This window comes from Bradyrhizobium liaoningense, from assembly GCF_018130955.1.
In the GTDB taxonomy this organism is placed as follows: Bacteria; Pseudomonadota; Alphaproteobacteria; order Rhizobiales; family Xanthobacteraceae; genus Bradyrhizobium; species Bradyrhizobium liaoningense_C.
On record NZ_JAFCJM010000040.1, the window covers coordinates 19,685 to 35,429 of the forward strand.

Genomic DNA, 15,745 nt, shown 5'->3' on the forward strand with positions numbered 1-15,745 from the left:
TCGCTCCTACGGCGGCGGGGGCTTTGCTATCGGCTTGCGCTGCGCCAGCGCAGCGACGGTGGCGGTGCCGATCGGGCCCTGCTCGTCATAGAGCCAGCACTCGCCGATCGCGACGCCTTCGGTCGCCTGATGATTCACGACCTCGAAGCCGATCCAGTTCGTCAACGGCAGGCGGTGCAGATAGATCGTCACGTCGCTGTTGATGTAGCCGAGTCCCTTGTCGCCGGCATTGGCGAAGGGGCTGGCGAAATCCGCGCCGACAGCGACATGCACGAACGGCGTCATCGGCACACCAGCAACCAGCTCGCGCATCTCGCTCATCCAGAGACGGCGTGGGCCGAGTGACCCCATGCGGCCGACGATCGGCCGCGTCGCCCATTTGCCGTTCATGCCGAGCCGCGGATCGGTCGGCGGCGGAATGTCCGCAGGCTTCGGCGCATCCCAGTTCGGCGGCGACCAGACATTGCCGTCCGGATTTTGCGTCCGGCGCAAAAGCTGGCAGGAGGCGCGCGCCATGCTGACGCCGCCGGAGAGAAATTCGGCTTCCACCACGCGGATGCGCAGGCCGTCGCGCACCAGCCGCGTCGTGACCTCGATCGGCTTGTCGATGGTCGGCAGGCGAAACATGTCGACGGTCAGCCGCGCCGGCACGAACTCAGGCCCCGAATGGCGCTCCTCGATGGCAAAGCCGAGCAGACCGATGATGACGCGACCGTGCAGCGATTTTGGATCCCACGGACCATTGGCGACTTCCGTCGGATGGAATGTGTCGCCGTCGCGGGTGAAGAAAGGCATGTTTTTCATGACGCGCGACCTTGAAGCAACGGGCGGGGAAATCAAGGGTGCGTGTCGTAGTCAGGAGGCGATCTGCCACTCCTCTCGCACGCTCTCGTCGTGCTCGTTGGCGATCGCAGTCGCTTGCATTGCTGCGAACTCATCTCGCGACAATAACTGCGCCAGCGCCCACACCGCCGCGCCACGCACCAGCGGACTCGCATCGCTCAACAGCCGCCGCGCTTCTTCCGCCAAGTCAGCGTCCCCCGAATTGCCAATCGCAATCAGCACATTGCGCAAGAAGCGATCGCGGCCGATGCGTTTGACCGGCGACTTCGTGAACAGCGCACGAAACGCCGCATCGTCGAGCCGCGCGAGTTCGGCAAGGCTCGGCGCCCGCAACTCGTCACGCGCGGCGAGTTTTGCTTCGCGACCTTCCCTGGCGAACTTGTTCCAGGGACATGCGGCGAGGCAATCGTCGCAACCGTAGATGCGATTGCCGATGGCTTTTCGAAACTCCTGCGGGATCGGCCCCTTGTTCTCGATGGTGAGATACGAGATGCAGCGCCGCGCATCGAGCTTGTAGGGTGCGGGAAAGGCTGATGTCGGGCAGATGTCGAGGCAGGCGCGGCAGGAGCCGCAATGATCGATCTCGGCATCGTCGCGCAGCAGTTCGAGCGTCGTGTAGATCGCGCCCAGGAACAGCCATGAACCGAACTCGCGCGAGACGAGATTGGTGTGCTTGCCCTGCCAGCCCAGATGCGCCGCGTGCGCCAAGGGCTTCTCCATCACCGCCGCGGTGTCGACGAACACCTTCACCTCGCACGGTGCGGTCGCGACCAGCCATCGCGCCAGCGTCTTCAGGCGCTTCTTGATCAGGTCGTGATAATCGTCGCCCTGGGCATAGACCGAGATTGCCGCGTGCGTGCGCTGGGCGAGGATGTCGAGCGGATCGTGATCGGGTCCGTAATTGACGCCCAGCATGATCACCGAGCGCACGTCGGGCCACAGTCCGCGCGGATCGACACGCCGTTCCGGCTGCGCCGCAAGCCAGTGCATGTCGCCATGCCCGCCCGCGGCGATGAACTCGCGAAAATATTGTCCGGCGTTTTCGATCGCGCCCGGCTCGGTGATCCCGATCGCGTCAAAGCCCAGCGCCTGCGCCTCGCGCGTCAGCGCCGTCTTAAGTTCGGAAAGGTCGCGGTTCAGAAATCCAGGTCCACGTAGGTTCGCGACGCCGGCACGCCGGCCAGCCACTCGCTCAGCAGCGGGCGGAACGACGGGCGGGATTTCACCCGCGCGTACCACGCCTTTGCCGCTGCGTCCTCGCTCCATGGCACGTCGCCCAGATAGTCGATCGCCGAAAGATGCGCCGCGGCGGCGAGATCCGCATAGGTCAGCCGGTCGCCGGCGAGGAAGTTTCGCGTCTGCTCCAGCCAGCCGATATAGGCCAGATGATAGCGCACATTGGACTTGGCGGCGCGCATCACGTCGGGTGAGGGCGGGCCGCCACCGTTCTCCTCGCTCATGAAGCGCTTGTAGATGCGCTCCGTGACCAGGGGATGGGAGGCTTCCTCGAAGAACTTTTCGTTGAACCAGGCCATCAGCCGGCGCACCTCGATGCGCTCGGCAATAGTTTCCGGCATCAGTCGCTTGGCGCCCATTTCGGCGCCATGGACCTCATCGAGATATTCGGCGATCACGCCGGCACCCGGAATCGGCGGCTGTCCCTCCACGACCAGGACCGGTGTGGTGGCAGCCGGATTGAGCGCGAGAAATGCCTCGCGGCGTTCCCAAGGCCGCTCCTCCACCAGCTTCAGGTCGAGCCCGTACTCGCCGATGATCAGGCGGATGAAGCGCGAGTGCGGGCAGAACGGATGATGAAACAGCGTGAACATGTAGTCTTTGCTATGGCGAGGATGCTTAAGAATCCATCAATGGTTGTTCGGCGCCACACTAGTCCTCCAAAACCGCGAGGCAAGGCGTGTTTTCGCAATTTCGCGATTGCGGCACGGGGGCGAATAGGCGAGAAGAGCCCCGCTTTTCCAGCCGAAATGGACCGTAAATATGTCAGATGTAATACGGGCAGTGATCCTCGGCATCATCGAGGGTGTGACCGAGTTCCTTCCGGTGTCCTCGACCGGACATCTGTTGCTCGCGGAGCGCTTCTTCGGCCTCGGCGAGGGCGCCTTCTGGGATTCCTTCACGGTCCTGATTCAGCTCGGCGCAATCCTTGCGATCGTCGGCCTCTACTTCAAGAAATTGTGGGACGTCGCGATCGGCATGTTCTCAGGCGATGCCTATGCGCGCCGTTTCGTGATCGGCGTCCTGGTCGCGTTCCTGCCTGCGGTCATCGTCGGCCTTGTCGCCGGCAAATACATCAAGAGCATGCTGTTCAATCCGTGGGTGGTGTGCTTCACGCTGATCGTCGGCGGCGCCATTTTGCTCTGGGTCGATCAGCTCGACCTCAAGCCGCGCGAGCACGACGCCACGCGCTTCCCGCTATTGACCTACCTGCTCATCGGTATCGCGCAGTGCGTGGCGATGATCCCCGGCGTGTCGCGTTCGGGCGCGAGCATCGTCGCCGCCATGCTGCTCGGCGCGGATAAGCGCGCCGCGGCGGAGTTTTCCTTCTTCCTCGCGATCCCCACCATGATCGGCGCCTTCGCCTACGATTTCTACAAGAACCGTGCGGAGATGACGACCGATCACATGGGCATTATCGCGATCGGCTTCGTGGTGTCCTTCATCACCGCGATCATCGTGGTGAAGACCTTCCTCGGATACGTCACGCGCCACGGTTTCGGGCTGTTCGCCTGGTGGCGCGTCATCGTCGGCTCGCTCGGCCTGATTGCGCTGGCGCTCGGACGGTAACGACACTTCCTCGGTTCACCTCTCCCCGCCGGGGAGAGGTCGATTTGCGCAGCAAATCGGGTGAGGGGTGCTGCGCCAACGTGAGACCGTAGCCCCTCACCCGGCGCTACGCGCCGACCTCTCCCAAGGGAGAGGTGGAAGTCCCGATGCCGCGCCAGTTCAACTGATCAAATCGCGGTCTTATCTCAACGCAATATAAGCTTTTGAACGGTAGGCAGTTTCGAGCGAGGCGCGAGGTGCGCGCTTGGCAGGGGAGCTGAACATGGCGCTGGTCAGCGGCTGGGGGCGTTTCCCGGTCGTCGATACCGATGTCCTGAGGCCGCGCTCATTCGGAGCGGTCGGCGCAACCATCGCGCGCATTTCCGGCGGCGTTGCGCGTGGCAACGGCCGTGCCTATGGCGACGCCGGGATAGGCCAGAGCCAGACCATCGACATGACGGCCTTCGACCGCGTCAGGTCGTTCGATCCCGAAACGGGCCGCATCCGGCTCGAAGCCGGCGTGCTGCTCTCCGATGTCATCGACACCTTTGGCCCGCGCGGTTTCCTGCCCTATGTCGTGCCGGGCACGCGGTTCGTCTCGATCGGCGGCGCCATCGCGGCCGACGTCCACGGCAAGAACCATCATTGCGAGGGCGGGTTTGGCCGCTATGTCGAGAGCATCCTGCTGTTGTCCGGACAGGGTGAGACGATCGAAGTCTCGCGCGAGCAGAACCCGGACGCGTTTGTCGCGACCATCGGCGGTATGGGTCTCACCGGCGTCATCCTCGAAGCAACGTTGCGGCTGCGGAAGGTCGAGACCGGCTGGATCCGCGAGCAGGTCATCCCGGCCGAAAATCTCGGCGATGCCATCAAGGCGCTCGATGCCGGCGATGCCGCGACCTATTCGGTGGCGTGGATCGATTGCGTGGCAAGCGGCAACAATCTCGGCCGCTCGCTGATCTATCTCGGCGAGCACGCGCGTGCCTCCGAAATCTCGCCTGACGCAGACAAGTTTCCTCGCGGCGCCGATCCGCGGCTCAACGTGCCCGTCGACCTGCCGTCGATGACGTTGAACCGCTACAGCGTCCGCGCCTTCAACGAGCTCTATTTCCGGATGGGCGCGCGCCGCGCAGGCCACGCCAATCTGGTGTCGATCTTCCCCTACTTCTTCCCGCTCGACAGCGTCGGCGCCTGGAACCGCATCTATGGGCGGCGCGGCTTCGTCCAGCACCAATGCGTGATCCCGCAGGACGGCGCGCGCGACGTACTCGGCGAGATCCTCGGGCGCGTTTCCAAACGCGGCGACGCGTCGTTCCTCGCCGTGCTGAAGAAGCTCGGGCAGGGCGACGGCATCATGTCATTTCCGCTGCCGGGCTACACGCTGGCGCTGGATTTCCCGATGACCGGAAGCATTTTGGGCTTTCTCGACGAAGTCGATCGCCTGGTCGTTGCCGCCGGCGGGCGGCTCTATCTCGCAAAGGACGCGCGCCAGTCGCGCGCGACGTTCGAGGCCGGCTATCCGGCCCTGCAACGGTTCAAGGACATCCGGATGTCGCTCGACCCGTCCGGAAAGATCCGATCAAGACTTTCGCAGCGTCTACTCGATGAGGTGCACTCGTGACGTCTCGCAAGATCGTCCTGGTTCTCGGCGGCAGCTCCGACATCGGCCGCGCCACCGCGCGCGCCTTTGCGAAGGCTGGATGGGACGTTGGGCTCGCCGGCCGCGACGCAGCCGCGCTGGAGCCTGACGCGGCAGACCTGCGCGCGCGCTACACCGTGAACGCAAGCACGCATCGTTTCGACGTGCTCGATACCGCGTCGTTCGATCGTTTTGTGGCCGGTCTGCCGGCGCTGCCTGATGCCGTGGTCTCGATCGTCGGCTTGCTGGGCGTGCAGGAGACCGCACAGCGCGATCTCGACCACGCCAGCACGATCATGCGCTCCAATTACGAGGGTCCGTCGCTGATCCTCGGCCTGTTCGCGGAAAAATTTCTGGCGCGCGGCTCCGGCACCATCGTCGGCGTGTCCTCGGTCGCGGGCGACCGCGGCCGCGCCTCGAACTATGTCTACGGCTCGGCGAAAGCGGGCTTTTCGGCCTTCCTGTCCGGCCTGCGCGCGCGCGCGAGCCGCAGCAGTGTGCAGGTCATCACCGTCAAGCCCGGCTTCGTGCGCACGAAGATGACCGAGGGCATGAAGCTGATCGGTCCGCTGACCGTCGAGGCGCCCGTCGTGGGCGACGCGATCCTCGACGCCGTCGAGCGCAAGAAAGACGTCATCTACGTCAGCAACAAATGGCGCCTCGTGATGTTCATCATCAAGACGCTGCCCGAGGCGATCTTCAAGAAGCTGAAGTTCTAGGTTGCCACGAGCGAAGCTGCGCCCCCTCGCCCCGCTTGCGGGGAGAGGGTTGGGGTGAGGGGGAGTCTCCACAGGGATGGTGACAGTTGGACTCGCGGAGAGTCCCCCTCACCCGGAATTCAAGCTGCGCTCGAATTCCGGCCTCTCCCCGCAAGCGGGGAGAGGCGAAGTGGCTCCTCGCCCTACGCGCCGTTGCGCTGGAATTGTCCGGCTGCGCGGAAGCGCCAGAGATATTGCGGGGCGATCGCCTCCAGCGAATCGCCTGATATGCCGAGGCCTTCCAGCGTCAGTCCGGCGGACTTTGCAGCATCCGACACGACATTGTCGCGCTCGAGCAGCGTGACCTGGTCCGGAGTCAGCTTGAAGATGCCAGGAGCGAATTGCAGGAAGGCAGCCTGGAAGCGGGCGAGACCAAACGGCAGCGGCACCAGCATCCGGTCGCGACCGGTGATCGTAAGGATGGTCTCGATGATCTCGCGCATGGTCAAAACTTCGGGCCCACCGAGCTCGTAGGTAGCGCCGGCCTTGGCCTTGCCGTCGACGGCATCCGCGATCGCGGTCGCGACATCGCCGACATAGACCGGTTGCATCCGGGTCGTCTCGCCGATCACCGGCAGCACCGGCGACATCCGCGCCAGCGCGGCAAAGCGGTTGGTGAACTGGTCCTCGGGCCCAAAGATCACCGAGGGACGGACGATCGTGGCCGACGGCACCGCCGCCAGCACCGCCTTCTCGCCGGCGGCCTTGGCGCGGGCGTAAGCCGAGGGCGACTGCTCGTCGGCGCCAACAGCGGAGACATGCACCATCCTGGCGCCGGCGGCGGCCGCCGCCTTGGCGACAGTCTCGGCACCCTTGGCCTGGACGGCGTCAAACGTCTGCCCGCCGCTCTCGGCCAAAATGCCGACCAGATTGATCACGATATGCGAATCACGCAGCGCGGCCTCGACCGAAGCCGGGTAGCGCAGATTGGCCTGAACGGTGTGGACCTGGCCGACCCGGCCGAGCGGCTGCAGGAAACCAGCCAGTTCCGGCCGCCGGACCGCGACCCGGACGCGGTAATCCCGCTTGCACAGTGCGCGGACGACGCTACGCCCCAAAAACCCCGATCCGCCGAAAACCGTGACGAGAGTTTCCAGATTCGATTGCATAGGGTCTATCCTTGAGGATTCCTTGGGAGGCGCGCCTAAGGGAGGCTTGTATCGGCCCGTTTTGCGATGCGCAATCCGCCGTCCACGGACGAATTGACAAGACCGTCACTGAACCTTAGTAACCGCCCCCGTGCCCAATAGGCATGCCCAGGTGGTGGAATTGGTAGACGCGCTGGCTTCAGGTGCCAGTGGCTTAACGGCCGTGAAGGTTCGAGTCCTTTCCTGGGCACCATACAATTCTGGATATGAAGTAAATCCAGATACATAAGCCCAATCAGAGTGTTGCGTTGGCCCCGACTGTGTAACAATGGGGTGTAACATTGCTGTTCAGGGTTGTTCGGCCGATGCGCCGGGTTGGGTCTCAATTCCAGTGGTTCGTGCAGCGCATTCCGGCGGATGTCCGGCGCAAAGCAATCGGATTCGAACTGGCAATTCCGCTCGGTGACAGCTTCGTTTTCGTGACGCCTAGCGACGGCGCTCAGGCTGTCCGGTTCTCCCTTCGCACCGCAGAGCCCAGCGAGATTAAGACGCGTCAGGCGCTCGCAGCGGCTTATCTGGAAACCGTCTGGGAGGCGCTCCGCAATGACGCTCCCGTGCATCTGACCCACCGGCAGGCGACCGCCTTGGCGGGAGAACTCTATCGCGTTTGGGCGGACAGCGAGAGCCGCGCCCGGAGTGTCGCCATGGTCCACACGCCCGGTGTTGGTTGGGCGCCGGATACTGAGAGCCACGAGGAGCAGGAAGCCCACTGGGTGGCCGTAACGGAGATGTGGGGGAGGGTCGGCGGCGACGGTGAGGCCAAGAAGTTAGAGAAGACGCTTGGGCCCATCGTGGACCGCCTCTTGCTGACCAAGGGCATCCGCCGTGTTGATAGCGAATCACGCGCTCTCTTACTGACGGCCTTTTGGATGGCACTGCGTGACGCCTTCGCGAGCCGCCAACGGAACGCTGGGGGAGACTATTCGCTCGACCCCAAGGCCGCCCGCTTTCCTGAATGGCAGGCGCCGGCAGATGTGCCGAAGGAGAAGCCAAAGCGGGGCGCCTCCAAGAATTCCCTCACCGGGTTAGTCGAGGATTGGTGGAAGGAAGCCAAGCGGGCCGGTCGCAAGCAGAGCACCTATGAGAGTTATCGAAACTCGATGGCGCGTCTCGTGACATTCCTGAAGCATGACACGGCGAACCGGGTGACGCCCGAGGACATCGTTCGCTTCAAAGACTACCGCGTTCAAAGCGGCGTAAGCCCGAAGACCGTGAAGGATAGTGACCTCGCGGGCATGAAGACGGTGTTTGGATGGGCGGTGGTCAATCGTCGGCTGCCCAGCAATCCGGCCGAAGGCATAACCATCAAGGTTGGCAAGTCGCGCAAGCTCCGATCCAAGGGGTTCTATGATTCCGAGGCTATCGGCATCCTGAAGCATGCCCGCGAGTTCGTGCCCGGCCGGGAAGCCCCGAAGCTGGCGGCGGCCAAGCGATGGGTGCCGTGGCTATGTGCCTTCACGGGCGCCCGAGTGGGCGAGATGATCCAGATTCGCAAGGAGGACCTCAGGCGCGAAGACAAGCTATGGGTACTGCATGTGACGCCGGAAGCGGGGCCGGTGAAGACGGATGAAGCGCGGGATGTCGTACTTCACAGGCAAATAATCGAGGAGGGCTTCTTGGAGTTCTATGAGAAGTCGAAGGGTGGCTATCTGTTCATTGCCCCAAAGGCGGGTGAGCTAGGGGTGCGCAACGCGGTGAAGACGGCGCGGAACAAGGTCAATGAATTCGTGCGTGAAGCGGTGAAGGATAAGAACGTTGATCCAAGCCACGGCTGGCGTCATCGCTTTAAGACTGTCGGCATTGATCAGGGCGTTGAGATGCGCGTGCTGGATGCCATTCAGGGACATGCGCCGCGCAATGTCTCGGAAGGCTACGGAGACGTAACGATCAAGGCGAAGGCAAACGCTATCGCGAAGTTTCCGGCTATCGAGATCGGATGAGCCCCCGTTAGACGACAAACCATCGGGGCTTGCGAGGTCGCTAGGGGCCCCAACAGGCGACATTCTAAACGAGGGAAGCCGCCAACCGAGGCGGCCTTACTTTCCTTCCGATTTCACGATATCCGCAAGGCTCTCAAGCTGGTGCCCTAGTGCTGTCCAGCTCCGTGAAATGTTCATAAGCAGGGCAGACCGGCGGGCTGAATTTTTCGGATCAGCTCCTAGGATTTTGTATTCCGCAGCATAGGCTCTGCATTGTTCGATTGACGGCATTTGCGCTCCTCCGCCGGGCCCCAGCGGCCAGCCTTATTGAGGTTGCTTTCTTTGCAGCCCCAGCCTAGTTCGCTTTCGAGCCAGCCGCGTTGTTCTCAGCTTCATTGGTCCCTCTGCCAGCGCCTTGTAGGCCAGTTCGCACTTTGGACATTCAAGCGTGCGCAAATTGGGACCAGCAAAGCTGGGCTCGACACCGACCAGCATCATGCGAATCTCGCACTTGGGGCAGCGAGATTGCTCGATCATCCGAGAGGAATGAGATTCCGGCATGTGATGCACTCCCTTGGATCAGGCGGGAGCACAACACTCTCAGTCACCGATAACAGCCGAGGGCAGGGCGATGATGAAGCGAACCCTATCACCGGAGTACGGTTGCCGACAGAGCGAACTAGGACACTGCCAAATTCAACTTAGGACGGTCGCGAGCAAATGCCCGTCGTGGACGTAGAAAATACGCCGCCAACTGAGGCGGCCTTACTGGCTCTCCGAAGGCGGTTCGGGCCTGCGCCAGCGCAACAGAATGGATGGATCAGACTCGGCCAAAACCTTCTTCGCCAATTTGACGACCTCCCGGGCGCGCTCTACCAGCTCGCGATCATACTCGCTGGGGCGAAAAATCTGGACTCGGGGCACCAGGCGGGATTTCTCGGGCATGGGTGTCAAGCCGTTCACCGACTGAGAAACGCAAAACACTTACTCAGGTTTCAGTATCGCGCGGCGAAAGGCAAAGCGGGCTTCCTGCTCGCGGCGGTTCCTCTCGCATTCCGCCATCATCTCTCGGCGCTGAGCAACAAGATCCCGACTGCGGGCAATCGCCCGGTCGGAAGCATCGAATAGTTCTTGAGCTTCCCGGCTAAACGGCTCGGCCATCGCGCGCTCCCTTCCACTATGCAGGCGGGAGCGCAATCGGTCTCTCAGCCACCGACGCCTACGGCAGAAGCCTTGGCCGGTGATGGGCTTCAACGTGCCCGGGGGTTCTCTTGTTCCTCAGCCCGTGAGCGGCCTTACTTCTATTCCGGTGGAAGTCCCGGCGATGTAAGCCACTCGTTCAAATGGGAGGCTGTTTCGGCTTGCCGGGCTCTCCGGATCATTTCATCCCGCGCCCCGCCCGGTGGAAGCAATTTGGCTTCAGCTCGTAGGCGTTTTGCTTCTTCGGAAAGTCGTTCTTCAAGTGATGAGGTGTGTTTGAAACGACGACGCTGCTTCATGACGCTACCTCGTGCATACGGGTCCTAAACCGCAGGGTTCGCACTAATGACGTAATATGCCGATGTCCGGCGTTCGGTTCCGATCCAAATCGCAACACCGAGGAACGGATCGGGAACAGTGAGCCTTTCCAGACCTAGCGTTACGGATTGTCCCGCTCTGGTCGGAGGTCCGAGTTGGGTCACAAGCGGCCTCGTCAGTTTGAGCAGAGATGGTCCGGTCTGTCCCCGCAAGCCGATATCGGTTTTGCTCCTAGCGCGTGTTGGCATATTCAGTTGCTGCCGCTTTGCATGCCGCCATCTTTGAGCAGGCGAGCACAGCACCATCGCGCAGGGCATTCTCATACGAATCGTCTTGGTGGTGGGCATGGAGATAAGCTCCAAGCGAGGCCGCAGCGGCCAAGATCACGACGTAACGGACCCGCTCTAAAATCAGCCGCGCCTTGGGGTCCTTCTCAATGCGAGTGACCGTTGCCAAGAAGATGGCCGGTGTGCTCACCAAGAGAACGGCGACTTGGATGCTCCCCGACTCGATATCCAGCCGGTTGAGAACCTGATGTTCGAGCCAGAGGCAAAGCGCGATGAAGCCCCAGACGGTGGCCCAGTAGCTGGCTAAGTCGAAGATAACCTTGATGGGGTCGTCCTCACGCGACTTTGGGGCGGTGCTTCCGGTGGCGGTCATTCCTGCATTCCTCGCTGGCGCTTGAACACGATGGTAGACGATAGTCATCATGTCTCAATAAGAAAATGGGACTCATAGTCCGTAGACCGAGTGTCATCATGGCGGCCTGCTCCCTTGGATGGAAGATGAGACAGGCATCATCGATGTGGTGGCGGTGGCTGTGCGAAGGGCCCGCAAGGGTCTAGGGCTGTCCCAAGAGGATCTAGCCTTAGAGGCCGGCTTGGACCGCACCTATGTCAGTCAGGTCGAGCGAGGCACCCGCAACTGCACCATCATCGTTCTGGCCCGCTTGGCGCGTGCACTGAAGACTACCCCGGACCGACTCCTCGTCCCCCATAAGAGGTCGCGGGGGTAGTACCAATCTTGCCCGGAGTCAGATCGGTCATATTGAGTACTGACCCCGGGCCCAGCATTGGTCCCTAAGATTGGCGACAGTCCGCCTCCGCTGTAGTCGCCTCGTTAACCCCTAGGAAGGCGGCTTTAGAGGGCGACTGTCGAGAAGAGCGAAGGCCTGAGCTATCCGCCGACCAAGCTCCTCGGGCGTCACCTTGAAGTCAAGCTTATCGGCATTTTGGCAGAGCAGCCGACATGCGAGGCCGATGGCGTCGTCGCGGTCCCGGTGAGGAGACTTCGTTGGTTTGCCTTCTTGCGAGAGGTCGAGGCTTGATCGGTGCGCCTCACGGTCGGGTATGTCGGCACGTCGCAGGTAGTAGTGGTTTTCCCCGCTAGGGGTCTGATAACCCGCCTGGGTGTCAGCGATCAGACGCAGCAAGGGCACCTTGTAGTCCCGCCCAGCGATGCACCACCGGAGGTGCGGGTAATCCTTCCGGCTGGGTTGATCCATGTTCTTGCGGTTTAGCCCGAACGATCCCCCAGCGAGGAGTAGCAGGCGGACGGCGACTACCGTCTCAGGGTCTACATGCCGGGGACTGCGGAGGACGCCTTCCGGACCTGTGTCTTTCACCTGAATCCCTAGCTCGGGTGTAAGCGCCAAGATGGACCCTTGCGGTATGCCAACCCAAAGTAAGGTGAGGTCGGGCTCGGGCTCCGATGGGTCCGCCCAGTGTGCTTGGGCTTGGTCAAGAAAGGTGCACAGCGCCTGATACCCCTCCTTCGATACGGGCGGATAGGCAGGCATACGGGTTCGGTCCGGCGAGGGCTTCGCCATTGTGGTTCTCCTTTGGCTGATGTTGGGTGGGTTGGTGGCCGCTAGGGGGGCCGTAGAGGGTGTTTTCGAGAAGTGCACGACAGAGGTGGTGGCGCACGGGAGGCCCTAAGGCTCTAAATCCCGAGGTCTAAATGCAGCTACTCACCGGCTACGGATATCGCTGCGGAATAGAGCTGATTTGCCCAACCCACTGAGTGGGGTAACAATGGGCGCCTAATACCTGGGGGCCTTCAATAGTGGTGGGGTCACAGGCCATTGAAACTAAAGGTCTTTTTCGGGTCGAATTTCCATTTTCAGGTAGACTAGAGATTGTGTCGTGCATCACAATCTACTAGTGCGGTGCACAGATCGGTGCGAGCGCGGCGAACGGATGCGGGGCGGTGGCGTTCTACTACCGCCATCGTGCCAAGGCGCCTTGGGCTCCCGCCTGGTCGTCGCGAATTCGATAGATCGTTTGCCGGCTGAGTCCTGTTGCGCTGACGATTTCTCCGATGCCTGCCGAAAGCCCCAGCATCTCGCAGACAGTCGAGAACTGCTCCTTGCTATAGCTCGGCTTACGACCTCGATACTTGACCGCGCCGTCCATCGAGCGGGCCAGAGCAATCCCGCTGCGCTGAGCCTCCTTCATCGCCTCCGCATTGGCCTGTGCTGTTGCAGCCATGAATGCGATCAGAGCATCTCTCACCGCTTGCTGCATTGGGTCCTTCGTGGCTCCGTCGAAAACCAGTCCGTTGATGACGGTTCGGATGACAACCCCCTGCCGCATGAACTGCCGGATGGTGTCACACACATCCGAGTAGTTACGGCCAAGTCGGTCAACCCAACGCACGACCAATGTGTCCCCGCTGCGGAGTATGTCGAAGAGGCGCCGCCCCTCTGGCCGGTCGGCCAGGATAGTGCTGACACCTGAGACGCCATGATCGGCAACCACCCGGTCTATCTTGAAGCCTGCCGCCTCGGCCTGATGGCGCTGGTGTTCGATGGTCTGCTCCGCCGTAGAAACGCGGGCATAGAAGATAACAGCCATGAGCGGGCCCCTGTTGTCCGATAGGGTAATGTCCGTTGAGTATAATGTCCGTTGAAGGAAGTCAACCCTAACGGACGAGCAAAAACCGCGTCGCCGACTGACCGGAAGGGTATACTCTAACGGACAATCTGCGCTGTGGGGCGGTTGGGTCGGGGGCTTATGGCTTCGAGCCTAGCTTTGCGCCGAGCCCGGATAGTACAAGCCGGGAAGCGGCCTATCGGCCAGCCAGTAGCCGAGTTTGGGCAAGTTCACGAAGCGTCCCTTTTGGCGCCAGAGGATGGTCCCGACATTCTTGTTGATGTCAGTGCCCACAAGCTGCACGCCTTTTTCCCTAAGCTTCTCAACGATCTGACTGCGGGTCAATGGACGCCCGGCCTCTTCGATCAGCCTCGCCGCCTGGTCAGCAATCTCATGAGGAGGCGTGGCGTTGCGCATACGTGACGTGGCGCTCGGCCATTCGGTGGGAGCGTCGAACAAAGTGGGCTCGGTCAGACGCCCGATGCGTTCCTGGATTTTCTCAAGCTGAGCAATCGTCTGATCCGTCTCGTTGAGTCGGGCCAGAAGTTGACTCCGGAGTGCTCGAAGCCTCTTGAGTGCTGCTTCAACGTCTGACATGCCTAGCCCTCAAGTCGGCGCTTTATCCCCGTAATCCAGTATGATCCTTGTTCGAGCACCTCGCAACTCTTTCGACGGAATCTTGGTTAACGGATTCTTAATTGGGCCTTAAGGGCGCTGGCGTCTGGTTGTGTGCCGGTCTGAGTTGTGCTACATCCGACTCGGAAAACGAAAAAGCCCCGAGGACGCTGGTCCCCAGGGCTTCAACTCGATTTCCAGTGCCGCCGGGAGGCCGACAACCCGAAGGTACTCGACTGGACGGCAGGCGCTTTCGACTGTGAGAAGTCAACTGATACTCGCCTTTCTCTCTGGTCGCAACACGAACGTCGGAGAAAGGAGAACGAACATGCGAAGAAAACCAACCAAGCCACATCGCCAAGTCATCTTCAGGCGCTATCGCACTCTCGCCGACGGCACCGTGTTAGATGCTCGTGACTACGGCTTCAAAGCGTGGCCGATGCACCTCAAGTAGGTGCCGCTAAGCTGCGCCGAAGCGCCAATAGCTTTTCGCCCGGGGGCAACTCCGGGCGAACCCCAAAGGGGGAGCGCCCCGCCCGTCACCGCAGCCCTTGATCCCAATCACTCCGTAACCGACCTCACCGCGTTCCCATACCTTCTATAGTTATAGTGGCCGCGACATGCCCAAAATGCAGAGGGATACAACACACATCAGTCGCAAGATGACCCAGAACATCTTCAGGGCATTCGACTATGCGAAAGCACGTGATGTGCCCCTAAATCGGTACGTAGTCCTGCACCTTCGAGAGAGCGCCGAACTGTCGGCGACCACCATCTTCGAGCGCATTCGGCACAAATACCGCGACTGGCTGGCCTATCATGCACGTAAGCTAGGCCATCCGTTACCTCCAATGTACGTCTTCAGCTTCGAGGCTCCGGGATCACCCCACGTGAACTGGGTCCTTCGCGTTCCCCCTCGTCTCGATAAAGAGTTCCTGGCGAAACTGCCGAAATGGATCGCTAAGGTGCAGGGCCCGCTCTCTCCATTCGACCTTGATGTAAGCTTAGTGAAAGCGAGCGCTGGAGACGCCTACAAGGCTCTCGCCAATTATGTCGCCAAAGGTTGCGACCCCGCTTACCTCGCCCATTTCCATTTGACGGGCCTTCACGCGACTCACGGTCCTCAAGGCACCTTTTGGGGGAAGCGTGCGGGTGTCAGTCCCTCTCTCAACAAGACTGCTCGCGATGCATCGGGCTACAACGCTCGGCGGCGGCGAGTCGAACCCATTCGATCTGACGGTGCCATCGCGCCAAAAGTGAACGCAAACTTGTAAGCGACGGTGCGCCGAGCGAAAGCTAGCCGCGCTTCATTCATTTCTTGCCTAAACACCAACCCGTACGCGGGGGGAAACGCCGTTGAGTGTCGCGTAGGTCACCTCTCGCGTATGACACCCGTATTCGAATGTCGGCCGGGGCCAACGGCTCTCGAATGCTAGCGGCGGACATCCCGGTTGGTTGACGCTCCGCTGTCCGGCTGAGCGCTTGCTGCGTAATCTAACTGTGTAACATCCTTGAAGGCCGCGCCGAAAACTCGCATAGTTTCAAGGGTAAAGGTTAAGGGGCGGCCGATCCTTTCCTGGGCACCACTTACCCCTTAAGCGATTGAAATCGCTTGATTGTCGGGAAGAGTGGTAGTTGCCCTGTCTTG

At 61.5% G+C, this 15,745-nt stretch carries 15 protein-coding genes and 1 tRNA gene; 7 read left to right on the forward strand and 9 right to left on the reverse strand.

Features of this window, described 5'->3' with window-relative positions; translation table 11 throughout:
* Positions 1-6: 6 nt before the first annotated feature.
* From JQ632_RS26935 to JQ632_RS26945, 3 genes are read right to left on the reverse strand one after another with little or no spacing between them, the layout of a single operon-like run.
* Positions 7-804 carry an acyl-CoA thioesterase domain-containing protein gene (locus tag JQ632_RS26935; RefSeq protein ID WP_212405665.1) on the reverse strand — a complete coding sequence of 266 codons (798 nt, stop codon included), beginning with the start codon at positions 802-804 and terminating at the stop codon, positions 7-9.
* A 51-nt stretch (positions 805-855) separates the two neighbouring features.
* Entirely contained in the window at positions 856-2,031 is a 1,176-nt protein-coding gene (gene queG, locus JQ632_RS26940; RefSeq protein ID WP_212405666.1) for a tRNA epoxyqueuosine(34) reductase QueG, read from the reverse strand.
* Positions 1,980-2,672: a glutathione S-transferase family protein gene (locus JQ632_RS26945; protein WP_212405667.1), complete on the reverse strand. Its 693-nt coding sequence runs from the start codon at positions 2,670-2,672 to the stop codon at positions 1,980-1,982. The genes queG and JQ632_RS26945 overlap by 52 nt, the downstream gene beginning before the upstream one ends.
* A gap of 169 nt (positions 2,673-2,841) precedes the next feature.
* On the opposite strand from JQ632_RS26945, the gene JQ632_RS26950 reads away from it, so the two are divergent.
* The 3 genes from JQ632_RS26950 (at position 2,842) to JQ632_RS26960 (ending at position 5,985) form a co-directional block, all read left to right on the forward strand.
* The gene (locus JQ632_RS26950; RefSeq protein WP_212405668.1) at positions 2,842-3,648 is read left to right on the forward strand and encodes an undecaprenyl-diphosphate phosphatase; all 807 of its coding nucleotides are present in this window, start codon (positions 2,842-2,844) and stop codon (positions 3,646-3,648) included.
* 262 nt (positions 3,649-3,910) lie between these two features.
* A complete protein-coding gene (locus tag JQ632_RS26955; protein ID WP_212405669.1) occupies positions 3,911-5,248 on the forward strand; it encodes an FAD-binding oxidoreductase in 1,338 nt (445 codons plus the stop codon).
* The gene (locus JQ632_RS26960; RefSeq protein ID WP_212405670.1) at positions 5,245-5,985 is read left to right on the forward strand and encodes an SDR family oxidoreductase; all 741 of its coding nucleotides are present in this window, start codon (positions 5,245-5,247) and stop codon (positions 5,983-5,985) included. The genes JQ632_RS26955 and JQ632_RS26960 overlap by 4 nt, the downstream gene beginning before the upstream one ends.
* A 182-nt stretch (positions 5,986-6,167) precedes the next feature.
* On the opposite strand, the gene JQ632_RS26965 is transcribed toward JQ632_RS26960, so the two are convergent.
* The gene (locus tag JQ632_RS26965; RefSeq protein ID WP_212405671.1) at positions 6,168-7,133 is read right to left on the reverse strand and encodes a complex I NDUFA9 subunit family protein; all 966 of its coding nucleotides are present in this window, start codon (positions 7,131-7,133) and stop codon (positions 6,168-6,170) included.
* A 145-nt stretch (positions 7,134-7,278) separates the two neighbouring features.
* On the opposite strand from JQ632_RS26965, the gene JQ632_RS26970 reads away from it, so the two are divergent.
* Positions 7,279-7,365: transfer RNA gene (locus JQ632_RS26970), tRNA-Leu, on the forward strand.
* Positions 7,366-7,453: 88 nt separating this feature from the next.
* Positions 7,454-9,112 carry a tyrosine-type recombinase/integrase gene (locus tag JQ632_RS26975; RefSeq protein ID WP_249152553.1) on the forward strand — a complete coding sequence of 553 codons (1,659 nt, stop codon included), beginning with the start codon at positions 7,454-7,456 and terminating at the stop codon, positions 9,110-9,112.
* 963 nt (positions 9,113-10,075) lie between these two features.
* Here JQ632_RS26975 and JQ632_RS26980 read toward each other — a convergent pair.
* The gene (locus JQ632_RS26980; RefSeq protein WP_212405672.1) at positions 10,076-10,252 is read right to left on the reverse strand and encodes a hypothetical protein; all 177 of its coding nucleotides are present in this window, start codon (positions 10,250-10,252) and stop codon (positions 10,076-10,078) included.
* Positions 10,253-10,840: 588 nt separating this feature from the next.
* Entirely contained in the window at positions 10,841-11,269 is a 429-nt protein-coding gene (locus JQ632_RS26985; RefSeq protein WP_212405673.1) for a hypothetical protein, read from the reverse strand.
* Between the two features lie 118 nt (positions 11,270-11,387).
* Here JQ632_RS26985 and JQ632_RS26990 point away from each other — a divergent pair, with 118 nt between their 5' ends.
* Positions 11,388-11,624, forward strand: a complete 237-nt coding sequence (locus JQ632_RS26990; RefSeq protein ID WP_212405674.1) for a helix-turn-helix domain-containing protein — start codon at positions 11,388-11,390, stop codon at positions 11,622-11,624.
* 111 nt (positions 11,625-11,735) lie between these two features.
* Here the strand turns inward: JQ632_RS26990 and JQ632_RS26995 are convergent, their stop codons facing one another.
* The 3 genes from JQ632_RS26995 to JQ632_RS27005 form a co-directional block, all read right to left on the reverse strand.
* On the reverse strand, positions 11,736-12,437 hold the full coding sequence (locus JQ632_RS26995; RefSeq protein ID WP_212405675.1) for a hypothetical protein: 702 nt from the start codon (positions 12,435-12,437) through the stop codon (positions 11,736-11,738).
* A gap of 391 nt (positions 12,438-12,828) precedes the next feature.
* Positions 12,829-13,464 (reverse strand): recombinase family protein, encoded by a 636-nt coding sequence (locus tag JQ632_RS27000; protein WP_212405676.1) that lies wholly within the window; start codon positions 13,462-13,464, stop codon positions 12,829-12,831.
* A 171-nt stretch (positions 13,465-13,635) separates the two neighbouring features.
* The gene (locus tag JQ632_RS27005) at positions 13,636-14,079 is read right to left on the reverse strand and encodes a hypothetical protein (RefSeq protein WP_212405677.1); all 444 of its coding nucleotides are present in this window, start codon (positions 14,077-14,079) and stop codon (positions 13,636-13,638) included.
* A 680-nt stretch (positions 14,080-14,759) separates the two neighbouring features.
* Here JQ632_RS27005 and JQ632_RS27010 point away from each other — a divergent pair.
* Positions 14,760-15,371 carry a hypothetical protein gene (locus JQ632_RS27010; RefSeq protein ID WP_249152555.1) on the forward strand — a complete coding sequence of 204 codons (612 nt, stop codon included), beginning with the start codon at positions 14,760-14,762 and terminating at the stop codon, positions 15,369-15,371.
* Positions 15,372-15,745: the final 374 nt, after the last annotated feature.

Coding starts and splice junctions, on each gene's coding strand:
- JQ632_RS26980 (WP_212405672.1), bottom strand. CDS start 10,252: ATGGCCGAGCCGTTTAGCCGGGAAGCTCAAGAACTATTCGATGCTTCC.
- JQ632_RS26945 (WP_212405667.1), bottom strand. CDS start 2,672: ATGTTCACGCTGTTTCATCATCCGTTCTGCCCGCACTCGCGCTTCATC.
- JQ632_RS26990 (WP_212405674.1), top strand. CDS start 11,388: ATGGAAGATGAGACAGGCATCATCGATGTGGTGGCGGTGGCTGTGCGA.
- JQ632_RS27005 (WP_212405677.1), bottom strand. CDS start 14,079: ATGTCAGACGTTGAAGCAGCACTCAAGAGGCTTCGAGCACTCCGGAGT.
- JQ632_RS26935 (WP_212405665.1), bottom strand. CDS start 804: ATGAAAAACATGCCTTTCTTCACCCGCGACGGCGACACATTCCATCCG.
- JQ632_RS26965 (WP_212405671.1), bottom strand. CDS start 7,133: ATGCAATCGAATCTGGAAACTCTCGTCACGGTTTTCGGCGGATCGGGG.
- JQ632_RS26950 (WP_212405668.1), top strand. CDS start 2,842: ATGTCAGATGTAATACGGGCAGTGATCCTCGGCATCATCGAGGGTGTG.
- JQ632_RS26955 (WP_212405669.1), top strand. CDS start 3,911: ATGGCGCTGGTCAGCGGCTGGGGGCGTTTCCCGGTCGTCGATACCGAT.
- JQ632_RS26985 (WP_212405673.1), bottom strand. CDS start 11,269: ATGACCGCCACCGGAAGCACCGCCCCAAAGTCGCGTGAGGACGACCCC.
- JQ632_RS27000 (WP_212405676.1), bottom strand. CDS start 13,464: ATGGCTGTTATCTTCTATGCCCGCGTTTCTACGGCGGAGCAGACCATC.
- JQ632_RS27010 (WP_249152555.1), top strand. CDS start 14,760: ATGACCCAGAACATCTTCAGGGCATTCGACTATGCGAAAGCACGTGAT.
- JQ632_RS26995 (WP_212405675.1), bottom strand. CDS start 12,437: ATGGCGAAGCCCTCGCCGGACCGAACCCGTATGCCTGCCTATCCGCCC.